The sequence below is a fragment of the Bradyrhizobium genosp. A genome (assembly GCF_049949275.1).
In the GTDB taxonomy this organism is placed as follows: Bacteria; Pseudomonadota; Alphaproteobacteria; order Rhizobiales; family Xanthobacteraceae; genus Bradyrhizobium.
Genome location: NZ_CP188196.1, coordinates 4,365,192 through 4,379,584, shown reverse-complemented (window position 1 = coordinate 4,379,584; position 14,393 = coordinate 4,365,192). Strand labels below are relative to the sequence as shown.

Genomic DNA, 14,393 nt, shown 5'->3' with positions numbered 1-14,393 from the left:
ACGCGGTAATGGTGGTGCAGAAGAGCGGTCAACGGCCCGGCGAAGCGGGACGCGTTCCCGACGACGCCATGCTGTGGCCGTTTGCGGCCGCACGGCTCGCCATGGACGCCTGCTTCTGGTGGCTGGAGCGCGACCCGGCGGAGCAAAGCGAGGGCGAGCCCCCCTGGACCACGCCCGGGACCACCGCGCTGGAGTTGGCCACGATGCGGCTGCGCGATTGTTCGCGGACGCGATCCGGTCAGCCGGCCCTGGTCTGCGCGCCCTACGCGCTGCACCGGGCCCTGATCGCCGATTTCGCACCCTGCCACAGCGTGGTGCAGTCGCTGCAACAGGGCGGCGTCGAACGGATCTATCTCACCGACTGGCGCTCTGCCACGCCGGACATGCGCTATCTCTCGATTGACAGCTATCTCGGCGATCTCAACGTCGCCGTCGACGAGATCGGCGCGCCGGTCGATCTGGTCGGGCTCTGCCAGGGCGGCTGGCTGTCGCTGCTCTATGCGGCGCGGTTTCCGGCCAAGGTGCGCCGGCTGGTCCTCGTCGGTGCGCCGGTCGACCTGTCGGTCGAGTCCAGGCTGTCGCAACTCGCCCGCAATGCGCCCGAGATGGTCTACGACCAGCTCGTCGCGCGCGGCGGCGGCAATGTCAGCGGCGAGGAGATGCTGCACGTCTGGTCCAAGGCGCCAAGCCGTGACGATATCGCGGCGGCGTTGCAGAAAGACCTCTCGGACGAGGAGGGCGCGGCCCTGCTCGCGCGCTTCGACCGCTGGAACACCGAGACGCTCAATCTGCCGGGCACCTATTATCTCCAGATCGTCAACCGGATCTTCCGCGAGAACCGGATCGCAACAGGCAATTTCACGGCACTCGGCCGCGCGATCAGCCTGAAGGACGTCAAGTCGCCCATCTTCCTGCTGGCCGGGCTTGATGACGATGTCGTGCCGGCGACGCAGGCGCTCGCGACAGCCAGCCTCATCGGTACGCCACCGGCTTTCGTTGCAGCGGCCTCCGAGCCCAGCAACCATCTCGGCCTGTTCATGGGCGCGCGGACTCACGCCCATGCCTGGCCCCGGATCGCAGAATGGCTGCGCAACGACCTCTCCAGCGTGCTGGCGCGCAGCGCCTGACGGCCGGCGAAGCTGCAAATCCGTTATGCATGACGGCGGATGGCCTGCACGGGGGCCGGTCGATGAGCTACATATGATCTGGAACCGGCGGCTTCGGCCGCGATAGGATTTAGGGTCCTTTGCGCGATGAGCTTCTACTCGATCTATGCCCACGGCTTTGCACGCGTTGCGGCCTGCGTCACCACCTCCCATGTGGCCGATCCCGCGGCCAATGCGAAGGCGGTCATCGCAGCGGCGAAAAATTGCGACGCGCAGTCGGTTGCGGTTGCCGTGTTTTCCGAGCTGTGCCTGTCCGGCTATGCGATCGAGGATCTCGTCAAGCAGGATCCGCTGCTCGACGCGGTCGAGCGCGGGCTCGCCGCGATCGTCGAGGCCTCCGCGGCGCTGATGACCGTGCTGATCGTCGGCGCGCCGTTACGGTTTGGCAATCGCATCTACAATTGCGCAGCCGTCATTCACCGCGGCAGCATGTTGGGCGTCGTGCCCAAGAGCTATCTGCCGACCTATCGCGAATTCTACGAGGGCCGCCATTTCGCTTCCGGCGCCGGCATCGCTGGCGAGGCCATCGCCATCGGCAAGCTCAACGCGCCTTTCGGCACGGACCTGCTGTTTGCGGCCGAGGATGTTCCGGGCCTTACCATCGGCGTCGAGATCTGCGAGGACATGTGGATCCCGGTGACGCCGGCGTCCGAGCTGGCGCTGGCGGGTGCGAGTGTGCTGATCAATCTGTCAGGCAGCCCGATCACGATCGGCCGGGCGCGCTCGCGCGCGCTGTTGTGCCAGTCGACCTCGGCGCGCTGCCTTGCGGCTTACGTCTATTCTGCCGCGGGGGCCGGGGAATCCACCACCGATCTCGCCTGGGATGGCCAGACCTCGATCTACGAGAACGGCGTGCTGCTGGCCGAGGGCGAGCGATTCCGGCAGGACGGCCAGATCACGCTGGCCGACGTCGATCTCGACCTGCTCCGGCAGGAGCGCGCGTTGATGGGCACGTTCGACGACAACCGGCGGCAGCGCGAGGCGCTTTTCCGCAAGGTGACATTCGCCCTGAAGCCTCCGGCCGCCGACATCGGCTTCCTGCGCAAGGTCGAGCGCTTTCCGTTCGTGCCGAGCGATGAAAGCCTGCTCGAGCAGGATTGCTACGAGGCCTACAACATCCAGGTCGCAGGCCTCGTGCAGCGCATGCGCGCGACCGGCACCAAGCGTGTCGTGATCGGCGTGTCCGGCGGTCTCGATTCCACCCATGCGCTGATCGTCGCCGCCAAGGCGGTCGATCTCTTGGGTCTGCCGCGCGAAAACATCCTCGCCTACACCATGCCGGGCTTTGCCACCGGCAGCGAGAGCAAGACCAATGCGCTGGCGCTGATGCAGGCGTTGCAGACGAGTTGGCAGGAGCTCGATATCCGCACCACGGCCACGCAGATGCTGAAGGACATCGGCCATCCCTTTGGCAAAGGCGAGAAGGTCTACGACGTCACCTTCGAGAATGTGCAGGCGGGCCTGCGCACGGATTACCTGTTCCGGCTCGCCAACCACCATGGCGGCATCGTCATCGGCACCGGTGACCTCTCGGAGCTCGCGCTCGGCTGGTGCACCTACGGCGTCGGCGACCAGATGGCGCACTATAATGTCAATGCCGGCGTGCCGAAGACACTGATCCAGCATCTGATCCGCTGGGTGATCGCCTCAAAACAGTTCAGCGGCGACGTGAACGGAACGCTGGCCTCGATCCTGTCGGCTGAAATCTCGCCGGAGCTGGTTCCGGTCAAGCCGGGCGAGAAGCCGCAGAGCACGGAAGCCTCGATCGGGCCCTACGAGCTGCAGGATTTCAACCTGTTCTACACGCTGCGCTTCGGCCTACGGCCGTCCAAGATCGCCTTCATGGCGTTCCAGGCCTGGAAGGACGCCGCCAAGGGCGAATGGCCGCCGGCATTCCCGACCGACAAGCGCCGCGCCTATGATCTTCCGGAAATACGGCGCTGGCTTGAAGTGTTCCTGCGCCGCTTCTTCGCCTTCAGCCAGTTCAAGCGCTCGGCGATGCCGAACGGACCGAAGGTCTCGGCCGGCGGCTCGCTGTCCCCGCGCGGCGACTGGCGTGCGCCGTCGGATTCGAGTGCTGCGGCCTGGCTGGAGGATCTCGAGCGGAACGTGCCGAAGTAAGCGAAGAGGGCAGTCCAAAACGACTTCGCGCCGCGCGGCTCATACTGCCGGCGGCGCGAAATTGCGTTCGATGTAGAAAGCACGAGGTCCGGAGTGCCTAGGAGTCCGGACCTCGTAACCTTGCCCCAGCCTTTGATCCCCCGCCCCAAATGGCCCCCCAGCCCCGTGGTGCGCGATCAGAGGGTGATGCCCTTGGAAGGCCGCCGATCGATGTCCGCGATGTACGCGAGATCAGATTAGGACTCCATTCCGGATCACTACGGACTCGATTGCGCTTGATTTCGCGCGCGCATGCACGCCTGCACGCGCCGCGCTCGCTGCTGCCTGAATTCGATGCAAGCGACCGGCACGATGTCCACATCCCGGACCCTGCATTTCACCGGCCTGTCATTGAACTGGTCTAGCGCTGCCTTGGTCATCGCTGACGGTCAACGGAGGATGCCATGTCGAAGCCGGTGTTGGGCGCCGCACTGTCCATCAAATCGATCCCCGCTCACCGCGACTGGCTTCTGGAACGACAACGCGATCTCGAAATCCAGGACTTCTTCCGCGCCGACCAGCTCGACGGCGATTGGCGCAGCGCTGCCACCGAAATCAAGCAGATGCTTTCAGGCCATACCGGGCGCGTCGGCATCCACGGCCCGTTCTGGGGCTTCAAGATCGACAGCCACGATCCCATGATCCGCCAGGCAGTGACCAGGCGCCTGCTGCAGGGCCTTGATGCCGCTGAATTCCTCGGCGCGACGCAGATGGTGATGCATTCGCCGTTCACGACCTGGGACCACAACAATCTCGATCTCTACCCGGACAGCCGCGCCAACATCGTCGAGCGCGTCAAGGCGACGCTGGCCGAGGTGATCGCGCGCGCCGAAACCATCGGCTGCGAGATCGTGATCGAGAACATCGAGGACAAGGACCCGCGCGACCGCGTCCGTCTCGCCAAGGCGCTCGAAAGCACCAAGGTTCGCGTCTCGCTCGACACCGGCCACGCCAACTACGCCCACATCTCCACCGGAGCGCCGCCGGTCGACTATTACGTCGAAGCCGCCGGTGACATGTTGACCCATGTGCACCTTCAGGACACCGACGGTTTTGCCGATCGCCACTGGGCGCCGGGGGAAGGCAATATTCCCTGGGTCGCCGTGTTCCGCGCGCTGGGCCGGCTGACGTCAAACCCGCGGCTGATCCTCGAGCTGCGTAATCACGACGACGTCCGCAAAGGCGCGGCCCATCTCACGGCGCTCGGTCTCGCCGAATAACGGACATCAGAGATCCGCACAGCATCCGCCAAAGCCGTACCGTGGCGCAAGGTCGTGATCGCGCATGGATCGTCGTCACCACGCCAGCGGTGTCCGTGATCGGCGACTGGCTGCGCGACCGGCTCGATCCGACCCTGCAGTAGGGGTCGTCACGTCTCGTGTCCCGGACGCGGTGCGGCGCGCAGTGCCGCACTGCAGAGCCGGGACCCATGCCTCCGCGACTCCTGGACCCCGGTTCTGCAGCGCACCGTTGCACGCTGCGCTGCGCCCGGGGAACGGAGCGCCCGCGCCGGGAGCAGGGGAGGCCTGCGCGGGGCCAATCCGGGCCCGTCAGGGGCAAGTTCCCGTTGCGCGCGCCCAGTCCGTGCGCTATCCGGCCGGAAAGGCCTGAGGCGGCTCCATTTTTTCCCGCCCGGCTGACCCAACCCAGGACGGAAACCGCCATGCCAGCCTATCGCTCCCGCACCACCACCCACGGCCGCAATATGGCGGGCGCCCGCGGCCTTTGGCGCGCGACGGGCATGAAGGATGGGGATTTCGGCAAGCCGATCATCGCGGTCGTCAACTCCTTCACCCAGTTCGTGCCCGGCCACGTCCACCTCAAGGACCTCGGCCAGCTCGTCGCCCGCGAGATCGAACAGGCTGGCGGCGTGGCCAAAGAGTTCAACACCATCGCGGTCGATGACGGCATCGCCATGGGCCATGACGGCATGCTCTACAGCCTGCCGTCGCGCGAGCTGATCGCCGACAGCGTCGAGTACATGGCCAACGCGCACTGCGCCGACGGCCTCGTCTGCATCTCCAACTGCGACAAGATCACGCCCGGCATGCTGATGGCCGCGCTGCGGCTCAACATCCCCGCCGTGTTCGTCTCGGGCGGCCCGATGGAAGCCGGCAAGGTCAAGCTCCAGGGCAAGACCAAGGCCGTCGATCTCATCGACGCCATGGTCGCCGCGGCCGACTCCAAGGTCAGCGACGAGGACGTCAAGGTGATCGAGCGCTCTGCGTGCCCGACCTGCGGCTCCTGCTCGGGCATGTTCACCGCCAACTCCATGAACTGCCTGACCGAGGCGCTCGGCCTGGCTCTACCCGGCAACGGCACCGTGGTCGCGACCCACGCCGACCGCAAGCGCCTGTTCGTCGAGGCCGGCCACACCATCGTCGATCTCGTCCGCCGCTATTACGAGCAGGACGATGCGAGCGTGCTGCCGCGCAACGTCGCCAACTTCAAGGCGTTCGAGAACGCGATGACGCTCGATATCGCGATGGGCGGCTCCACCAACACCGTGCTGCATCTGCTGGCCGCCGCCCATGAAGGCGAGATCGCGTTCACCATGCAGGACATCGACCGGCTGTCGCGCCGCGTGCCCGTGCTCTGCAAGGTCGCGCCGTCGGTCGCCGACGTGCACGTCGAGGACGTGCATCGCGCCGGCGGCATCTTGGGCATTCTCGGCGAGCTCGACCGCGCCGGCCTGATCGACACGTCGGTCTCGACCGTGCACGCGTCGACCATGAACGAGGCGCTGGAGCGCTGGGACATCAAGCGCTCCAAGAGCGAAGCGGTGCGCACCTTCTATCGCGCTTCGCCCGGCGGCATCCCGACCCAGGTCGCTTTCAGCCAGGAGCGCCGCTACGACGAGCTCGATACCGACCGCGAGAAGGGCGTGGTGCGTAACCTCGAGCACGCCTTCAGCAAGGACGGCGGTCTCGCCGTGCTCTACGGCAACCTCGCGCAGGACGGCTGCATCGTGAAGACCGCGGGCGTCGACTCTTCGATCCTGAAATTCTCAGGTCCCGCGCGCGTGTTCGAGAGCCAGGACGCGGCTGTCGAAGGCATTCTGGGCGGCAAGGTCACGGCCGGCGAGATCGTGGTCATCATCTATGAAGGCCCGCGCGGCGGCCCCGGCATGCAGGAAATGCTGTATCCGACCAGCTATCTGAAATCGATGGGCCTCGGAAAGGCTTGCGCGCTCGTCACCGACGGACGGTTCTCCGGTGGTTCGTCGGGTCTTTCGATCGGCCATCTCTCGCCGGAGGCGGCCGAGGGCGGCAACATCGGTCTGGTGCGGACCGGCGATCGTATCGCCATCGACATTCCGAACCGCAGCATCAACCTCGAGGTTTCCGACGAGGAGCTCGCCAACCGCCGCGCGGCGGAGGAGGCGAAGGGCGATGCCGCCTGGCAGCCCGCGCCGCGCAAGCGCAACGTCTCGACGGCGCTGCAGGCTTACGCTGCGCTCACCACCAGCGCGGCGCGCGGCGCCGTGCGTGAAGTGAAGCGGCGCATAAAGTAACAGCATCTCGCGTGATCGCGATTGCGCAGTCATGCACCCGCGGTGACGCATTGGGCGCGATTGACTGATTGCCTCCCGTCGGATGTCGATCTCGTCGCGCTAAGCCGATTTCGCGACGACGTCCGCGAATAGGGCCCAGGCCCGTTATCCACATCCACGACTGGCAGGGCCTCGCGCGCGTTCCGTCCTACCAGTAATCGACAATTTGACTCTTGCCGGCGCCGCGCTTCGATGGCTCCCATGGCCGTCCGCCTCATCAAGCACGAAACAGTTCCTGGTACCGGCAGTTTCGAGGTGCGCTTCGCTGACGGTCGCCGGAGCGTCTATTTCTACTTCGACGATCTTCCGTTGCGTCGGCTGCGGCCGGAGCAAGCAGTGCGAGAGCACGCGCTAAGTTGGGCGACGATGTTTGCCCGAATTATGCGGGGCTTGATTGAAGGCTGGGCCCCGTCAGCGTGAACCGGCGCGCTCGAAAACCTTTCCCTGGGAATAGGAACGAAGGCTAGATTGCCAAGTTTTCCCTGTGCCCAACGAAGGGCGCTCGCTTAGCCCCAGCTCGCCCTGACCCCGACTGAGCTGGGGCTTTTTTCAACCGGAGCACGGTTCGAGGAAACGACCCGGAAGGCGTTGCCTTCGAATACGAGGTACTGGAACGGGTGGAGGCGTTGCCATGAGGACGATGGGTATAGCGTTGCTCCTGGTTCTTTGCCTTGCGGCTGGTTACGCGACGGGTGTTTTGCACCACGACCACAGCCAGATCAGACAAATTCGGGAAGAATGCCGGCGGGCACACGGTGAAGTGGCCAACGTGGCGGAATGCGTGAGCGACTCAGCGCTCCGGCAAGCCAGGCAAGCGCAACTGCCGTAAGGGCGTACTGCTTAAGGGCGTACTGCTAGAGTACCGCTGCCATGGATGCAAAAAGGCCCGCCAGGTGAATCGGCGGGCCCTCTTCAAAAGGCAACTTGTGAGCACCGTCTGCGTTAAGAGAACCGGCGGGCTATGTCGCCGGAGAACAGTTGATGTCAGCCATTCCTCTGGAAGTCGAGCGGAGGTTTGAACAGCGTTGGGCTGCGAGATTTTTCGTTCCGAACAACTCGAGCCGACAACATAGCCAGCGGCCCAATCGGAACCAGGTTACCGGGCCCGCAAGAGCCAAAAGAAAAGGCCGCCGTGATCGAGCAACGGGCTCGAGGCCTACGCCGGTGGCCTGAGCGCGGGACCAAAGCCCCGCGCCCTGTTTTCACCGCCTCAGCCGTTGGCGATGTGTCGAATTACGGTGACAGTGCACTTAATTTCTGCCCCGCCGAACAGTGACTGATGCCACAGTCGGAGGCAAAAAGGGCGCCGCGCTTTCGTTTACGGGCGAAGCCAAACGACGCCCGGACATGGAAGCGACTCCAACCCGGCCTCGCGACCGGCGACGCCCTGGGCGGTGTCGTCAGTCCTGACCGAGGCTGGAGGACCAAACTGACGCGCGCCTGACAGATCCCGTTCCCGCGAAAAGGCAGGGCAGGCGGTGCGGGCGGTCCAACTTCGCGTTGCCTTGCGCGGCCGACTACGTCAAGCGACAGCCATTCCGGACTTGCATTCCGGGCTTGGAAGGGTGGCCGAGTGGTTTAAGGCACCGGTCTTGAAAGGCGGGAGGCGTCGTATCAACTGATGCCTTCCAGTTATTTTCCGTAAGGAAATCAGGCCTCCTAGACCCTGGTCAATTCCATAGTGTCTGTCTGGTATCGCCCCGTAACCGCGGCTTTTGAATTGGTGAGTCAATTTGACTCAGGGGTAACGCCGACGCTGCAGGCGATTGAAGATTCACACCGCACCGCTTCTGCCGAATAGTCCCGGGCCGTTGGATGGCTGGGCGGACGTCGACATGCTCATCTGGATTGCGATCGCGTGCGGCGTCGCTCTCGCCATTCTCGGCCTCCTGGTGCTGGCTGTGCGCCACCTCACGCGCGACTTCGACACGCGGCACTGAGCCACCGCGCGAGTTCGTCGATGTCGTGCTGATCCTGCCTCATGCGGAGGATCAGACTCCCAGCAGGCGGCCCCGCCAAGAACAGTCGCAACATGGCGGGCTATCCGCCACAGCGTGAACAGGCGGTGTTGTTGTCCATCCATCGCCGGGTGGCCTCGTCGGTCCAACCCGGGACGGCGAAGCCGGGGGTCGCAACACCTTGACCCGGAGCAATGAGCTGGGTTGGAGGAACGAAGTCATGTTGGCGCATGCGCGACGGCACTGTGGAGCGATGCACCGTGGCAGCATTTGCGGCACTCAGAGCAATCAATAGGCCCAACGCAAAAACGAGGCGCATCATAGCTGTTTCCAATCAAGGGGTGCCAGCCAGACATGTGGTTCGGCCGTCAATCACCCCCAAGCGCGTGTGACTTCACGATCGGTCAATTCGGCGGGATATGGGTGGGATGCCGGACCGTCCGACAAAGATCACGTTCGGCGAGATGCGAGAGATGGGCGTGCGCGGCGTCCTGGTCTATTGCCATTGCGGTCATCACGTCGCTCTAGACGCTGACCGCTAGCCCGACAATGTGAGGCTCTCGGATCTTGAGCCACGCTTCGTCTGCCAAGGCTGTGGTGGACGCGGCGCCGAGGTTCGGCCAGACTTCGAGCGGGGCAATCCGCAGATCGCAATCATGGGGTACCGAAACACGCAATGACCAAAGGCTGATTGGGTAGCGGCTGGGGCGGTTTGACGAATCCAGCGCACGGCAAAAAGGGCGGCCCCGACAATGGGGCTGCCCCTTCGTCCTCTGATCGCGATTGTCAGAGATCAACGCTGACGGTGAGGTTGCGGCCCATCAATTGGGCAATGGAGGTCGTCCTCGCATATAATTTTGCGAATGCCGGGTCCTTCGCCAATCCCTCCTGCGCTTTGCCATACACCTCCCAGTTGGCATAGCGTGAAACAAACAGCCACTCTCCGGCCCATATGCCGGTGTGGAACCGGGACAGCCGGAGAAATTCGGCGCCATGCTTTTCGAAGATCACCTTCGCCTCTTTGGCGTTGCTGATCATTTCCTCGGTCTTGTCGCTTTTGAAACGCGCCATTTGTGTAATCGCCATGGGTAGTCCTCCCTTTGGCTTGCTCCAGTGCTCTTACCGACTGGATTCCGGTGGGTCTTCACGGACGATCACAAGGTTCAAAAGACCTGCGCGCTTATCAACACCGCGAAGGGCAGCGGTTTGGAGCAGTATCGGCCCCAACATCTGGGGGCAATTGCCTGCCAGGCCGGACGGGGTTTTATTGGGAGATGTGACGTCATGCACAATGTCTTCCTTGGCATCACTTTTATCGGAGTCGTCGTGCTCGTCTTTGCGTCTCTCGTCGCCCTTCAAAGGATAGTAGGATGATCGCCCTGACGCCTGCGGCCACGGGGCCGCAACCCTTGGTGCAACGCTCGCGTAGAGAGCAGTGCCGTGCGGCGGCCGAACGTCTTCCGGATTGATTTCGACAAGGACGGCAGGCGGCACTAAAATATTCCAATGGCGAATGGTTGGGGGCTGCCTTTCGAGGAGCCGATTGAGGTTGCTGGCCGGAAACTAGTCACGCTGCTCGATGCCGGCGAGTACATCGCCGCGCTGCCGAAGAAGGAGCACAGCGCGCCGGAGTGGCTCCTTCTAGCGGCCGAGCTCAGCGGCCCGACGATGTTCGCCCGGATTGGGATCATGCGCGCGCTGAACCGAAACTATGTCCCCGCGTTCAATCCGAAGGGAAAAGAACCACACTGGGGCCGGCGCAAGCTCAAGAGGGATCAATGACCGTTTTCGTGTACGTGAACACCGCCAAGCAGGTCGGCGACGCCGACCACATCAAGGTCTTCTCCACGGTCGACGCCGCGGAAAAGTGGTTTGAGGAAAACGACCCTGAGGGGGTCGCCTTCGAGTACGACGTTCTGGAGTGAACCGAATCGCTGTACGGCTGGCCCATGAACCTTGTCGCCGAACGCCCCTACACGGATCCTGAAGTTGCAGCCCGCAAGCTAGTCGAGCTCGCCGCTGGCATCGAGGCCGTACAGGACGGGCGCATCCACATCGAAAAGCTCAACGAGCCCTTTCTCTTCAAGCTCAAGGCAAGCGGTCCGGAGTTTGGCGCCGCTATCAAGCACGCGATCGAGAGCGGCTGGCTCGAGCTGCATGAGAGCGGCACCTATGTGCGACTGCTCTCGTTGGAAGATGGTCCGCTAGCGTGAACCGTCCCAAAGGGGAAAGGCCGCAGAGTGGTTCCAGCCCCTACTGCGGCCATCCCGGACAACTACAAATTGGTTGGTACTAAAATCTCTCCGGTGTTCTCACAGTAGAACACCCCGTTCCGAAAATGGATTCCGTATAACTACCGGAGTTCGCCGTTCATAGGATTGCAGCCAGAGAGCGAACATGGCGCAGGCTCCTTTCCAGCCCCAATGCTCCCGGCTGCCGATCCAATTACGGATTTGAGCGCCGGGGGCGATAGGCCCGCCAGTGTGAACCGGCGGGCCGCTTGTCAATGGCTCAGCCGTGCTGTGGCGGTCGGATCTGTTCCAGTCCACCCTCGATCACCCGGAGGTCCTCAAGTATAGAATCTCGGGACTGAGCGGCGCCGTTGCTAGATCTGGACTGTACTGGTCTAAGCAACTGGCGCCGGAGCTCGCGCATATTCTCCAGGGCTTGCCGATTCCCCAAACGTACATGAGCGGAAACGATCGATTGTATGGATGTTTGCAATGGGTGGCTCCTAATACACAGTTCTAAAATAGGTTGCAGAGTAATCCATTCGAGCTAACCCGCAAGCTCTGCTGATGCGAAGCTGCCAAACTACCTTCGTATAGACACTGGTAAAGAATTAGGCTCAGGGTTCCCTCTGGGACGGGGCCGCAAGTTGCGGCCTTGTGCTGGAGGAAGGCCCGTCCGCCAGCCTCGGCGGGCCTTCCCTTCAGCCCGGTTTTTTGATCCGCGCGGGCCGCAGCGATTGAGTTCGCTGCGGCCTTCGTATTTGTCGATCGTAAACCAAAGAAATTTGATTACGGTGACAGTGCACTTAATTTCCCCGTCGTACAGTGACCGATGCGGCAACATCGGTCTGGTGCGGGTCGGCGATCGTATCGCCATCGACATTCCGAACCGCAGCGCGGCTATTGAGCCAACGCAACAACTACCAGCGCAACAAACAGACTTTCGCGCGGTGCCCCCAAAAGGGCGCCGCGTTTTCTTTTGCGGGCGAAGCCAAACGAGGCCCGGACATGGAAGCGACTCCAACCGGGCCTCGCGACCGGCGACGCCCTGGGCGGTGTCGTCAGTCCTGACCGAGGCTAGAGGACCAAACTGACGCGCGCTTGACAGATCCCGTTCCCGCGAAAAGGCAGGGCAGGCGCCGCGACCAGTCCAACTTCGCGTTGCCTTGCGCGGCCGACTACGTTAAGCGACAGCCATTCCGGACTTGCATTCCGGGCTTGGAAGGGTGGCCGAGTGGTTTAAGGCACCGGTCTTGAAAACCGGCGTGCCCGCAAGGGTACCGTGGGTTCGAATCCCACCCCTTCCGCCAGTATATTGTTCGCCACTGTTCGTGGTCGTTCGAACTCCACAGCAAATTCAGTGACTTACGCCGAAAGACTGTACTTCGCAGTTTGTCGGTGTTCTTCCTATCCACTCCTCCGCACCTTGAATCGCAAGCTTCTGTAAAGGCAACACTTCTTCGGCTCAAGGAGACCTTCCGAAAAATTGCTACGGCGAAAAGCTACAGGCGCGACCGGCAAGCTCGGCAACGAGACCACGTATGGTGAAATCGCCCCCCAGATCCGCTGCGACAGCCAGACTGCGTGGTCTCCCGAAACTGCCTTCGATGCGGCATGGTTCATCGAGGGGCCGATCGATGGCATGAGCTTTCGCACCTATGTCGAGAAGGTTTTTCTGCCCGTGCTTCGACCCGGCGATATCGTCATCTTGGATAGGCGAGAGCCGCTTGTTCACGCTCAAGCCTAAGCCGACCATTCTCGGCCTCGATTTGCTGCTTCTCAATCGCGCGCTGCTTTTCAAGCTGCATTCTTTCGAAGGTGCGCTCGTTTCGTGCACGCAGCTCAGCATCATCGAGGACCTCACCGCCAAGCCCGTAGATATGCTCGATGTCACCCGTGATTACCCGCACTTGCTGGGCAACCGAGGGCGACGCAATAACTAGACAAGTCGCAATGAAGATTGCTCGCAGCATGGCGAAATCTCCCGAGCTGGCGCGACCCTGATCTGAGTACGACTTGTCGGCGTTTCAACACAGGGGCGTCTCACGTTTCCGTTTAGCGCCTCGTACCGTGAAGTTGGGTTTCTCTTCCGTCGAGGCGATGGTCCGTGATGGCTATGGGCTTGAGCCTGACGAGATCAGGGTTTGGACGATGCTAAGACATTGGTGATGTGGCGAGATGCAGTGACGCCATCCCCCAATCGACCGCCTACACGGCGCGGGTTTTGTAGCGTGGCAAGGTGCGTGAATAATAGCGCAGCGCACAGTTGGATTTTCTGAAGAATTCAGCGAATCAGTATCACTGTTACGAGCAGATGACGCGGGAGGTGGCACATGATTGATGCGCTTCTGATCAGCTTCGCGATCTGGGGAATGCTTATCTGCGCCGGGTTTGAGATCGCTGCACAGTTAGGATAGCAGCCAAATTACCGGTCGCGTTGCGAGCCAGATGAGGGCCGCGGCCCAGCCTAGCATTGCGGTCGCGGTCAACAGGACCCAGAGGATTATGAGGGGTGATAAAAAATCCTGGTGCTGCTCGGCGACCGGCTCGACGAGCACGGTATGGCCAACTCCCAATTGCTCATCTGCTTCGATGCGATCGCGAAAGTTCATCTCAGGGCACCCCCTTCACCAAGCCGGGCTACCTGACGAGCTAAACGGCTCAAGTGTGCTTCGACAAACGGCGTTCGATATTAACCTCACCAATCAAGCTTAAAAGCTGGGTGCGGTGGTGCACTGAAAATGGCGGGCTGGGACGATAGTTCCTATTTTTCCCGGTCCACGCCTTTCTATGTCGATCGTTGGTCGCACAAACGTGCTCGACGAGTGATGGAGAGTCGTTTCGGCCCATCGGAAGGCGCGGTTAAAAGGCCGGCCCCAAGGGAGCACGGACCGCATGAGCAGCTCCGTTTGCACCGAGACCTAAAATCAAGGTCGACCCGTCGATGTTGGGGGTGTTGATGGGCAACAAATTACTGAAATTGTTGCGATCTTGATTTCTTTGATTATTATTTCAATTCACCGGCGCGCTTGACGCCGATCCGGGCGACCATCGTCGGGCCTGCCCGCGGTTTGTAGGCGCCTTCAGTGTCCATCCCCCCTCAAACCTTTATGGTGACGTATTTTGTGCTCGGTCCTCCAGATCGCGCCGAATTTCCTCGTGGCTCGCATTGCGCCGCCAAATCCAATCGCAAATAGCCGAACACCCGAAGAAGACAGCGAATCCAACCGCGTAGCCCCAGAGGCCCGGAATAAGTAGGAAGGCGGCGAAAAACCCCGCGACGCCGAACACAGGTCCGAGCACTCTCAGCCAAAGCGTCATTTTC

Annotated in this window: 12 protein-coding genes, 1 tRNA gene and 1 pseudogene; 12 read left to right on the top strand and 2 right to left on the bottom strand. The window is 62.3% G+C overall.

Annotated elements, in window-relative coordinates; genetic code table 11:
* Positions 1–8: 8 nt before the first annotated feature.
* From ACP2YP_RS20230 to ACP2YP_RS20205, 6 genes and pseudogenes are all read left to right on the top strand, one after another.
* Positions 9–1,127: an alpha/beta fold hydrolase gene (locus ACP2YP_RS20230; protein WP_426418131.1), complete on the top strand. Its 1,119-nt coding sequence runs from the start codon at positions 9–11 to the stop codon at positions 1,125–1,127.
* Positions 1,128–1,253: 126 nt separating this feature from the next.
* Positions 1,254–3,287, top strand: coding sequence for an NAD(+) synthase (locus ACP2YP_RS20225; protein ID WP_426418130.1), 2,034 nt, complete (start codon positions 1,254–1,256; stop codon positions 3,285–3,287).
* A 443-nt stretch (positions 3,288–3,730) separates the two neighbouring features.
* Entirely contained in the window at positions 3,731–4,546 is an 816-nt protein-coding gene (locus ACP2YP_RS20220; protein ID WP_426418129.1) for a sugar phosphate isomerase/epimerase family protein, read from the top strand.
* 443 nt (positions 4,547–4,989) lie between these two features.
* Entirely contained in the window at positions 4,990–6,840 is a 1,851-nt protein-coding gene (gene ilvD, locus ACP2YP_RS20215; protein WP_426418128.1) for a dihydroxy-acid dehydratase, read from the top strand.
* Between the two features lie 240 nt (positions 6,841–7,080).
* Positions 7,081–7,299: a hypothetical protein gene (locus tag ACP2YP_RS20210; protein WP_426418127.1), complete on the top strand. Its 219-nt coding sequence runs from the start codon at positions 7,081–7,083 to the stop codon at positions 7,297–7,299.
* 1,957 nt (positions 7,300–9,256) lie between these two features.
* Positions 9,257–9,517: pseudogene (locus ACP2YP_RS20205) on the top strand (hypothetical protein).
* A gap of 106 nt (positions 9,518–9,623) precedes the next feature.
* Here the strand turns inward: ACP2YP_RS20205 and ACP2YP_RS20200 are convergent.
* Positions 9,624–9,923 carry a hypothetical protein gene (locus tag ACP2YP_RS20200; protein ID WP_426418126.1) on the bottom strand — a complete coding sequence of 100 codons (300 nt, stop codon included), beginning with the start codon at positions 9,921–9,923 and terminating at the stop codon, positions 9,624–9,626.
* Between the two features lie 420 nt (positions 9,924–10,343).
* On the opposite strand from ACP2YP_RS20200, the gene ACP2YP_RS20195 reads away from it, so the two are divergent.
* From ACP2YP_RS20195 to ACP2YP_RS20170, 6 genes are all read left to right on the top strand, one after another.
* Complete coding sequence (locus tag ACP2YP_RS20195; RefSeq protein WP_426418125.1) at positions 10,344–10,619, top strand: hypothetical protein; 276 nt, start codon at positions 10,344–10,346, stop codon at positions 10,617–10,619.
* Complete coding sequence (locus tag ACP2YP_RS20190; RefSeq protein ID WP_426418124.1) at positions 10,616–10,762, top strand: hypothetical protein; 147 nt, start codon at positions 10,616–10,618, stop codon at positions 10,760–10,762. The genes ACP2YP_RS20195 and ACP2YP_RS20190 overlap by 4 nt, the downstream gene beginning before the upstream one ends.
* Positions 10,763–10,786: 24 nt before the next feature.
* On the top strand, positions 10,787–11,050 hold the full coding sequence (locus ACP2YP_RS20185) for a hypothetical protein (protein WP_426418123.1): 264 nt from the start codon (positions 10,787–10,789) through the stop codon (positions 11,048–11,050).
* A gap of 1,238 nt (positions 11,051–12,288) precedes the next feature.
* Positions 12,289–12,378 (top strand) — tRNA-Ser (locus ACP2YP_RS20180).
* Between the two features lie 176 nt (positions 12,379–12,554).
* Positions 12,555–12,815, top strand: coding sequence for a hypothetical protein (locus ACP2YP_RS20175; RefSeq protein ID WP_426418122.1), 261 nt, complete (start codon positions 12,555–12,557; stop codon positions 12,813–12,815).
* Positions 12,796–13,011, top strand: coding sequence for a hypothetical protein (locus ACP2YP_RS20170; RefSeq protein WP_426418121.1), 216 nt, complete (start codon positions 12,796–12,798; stop codon positions 13,009–13,011). The genes ACP2YP_RS20175 and ACP2YP_RS20170 overlap by 20 nt, the downstream gene beginning before the upstream one ends.
* Before the next feature lie 465 nt (positions 13,012–13,476).
* Here the strand turns inward: ACP2YP_RS20170 and ACP2YP_RS20165 are convergent, their stop codons facing one another.
* Positions 13,477–13,680 carry a hypothetical protein gene (locus tag ACP2YP_RS20165; RefSeq protein WP_426418120.1) on the bottom strand — a complete coding sequence of 68 codons (204 nt, stop codon included), beginning with the start codon at positions 13,678–13,680 and terminating at the stop codon, positions 13,477–13,479.
* Positions 13,681–14,393 lie beyond the last annotated feature (713 nt).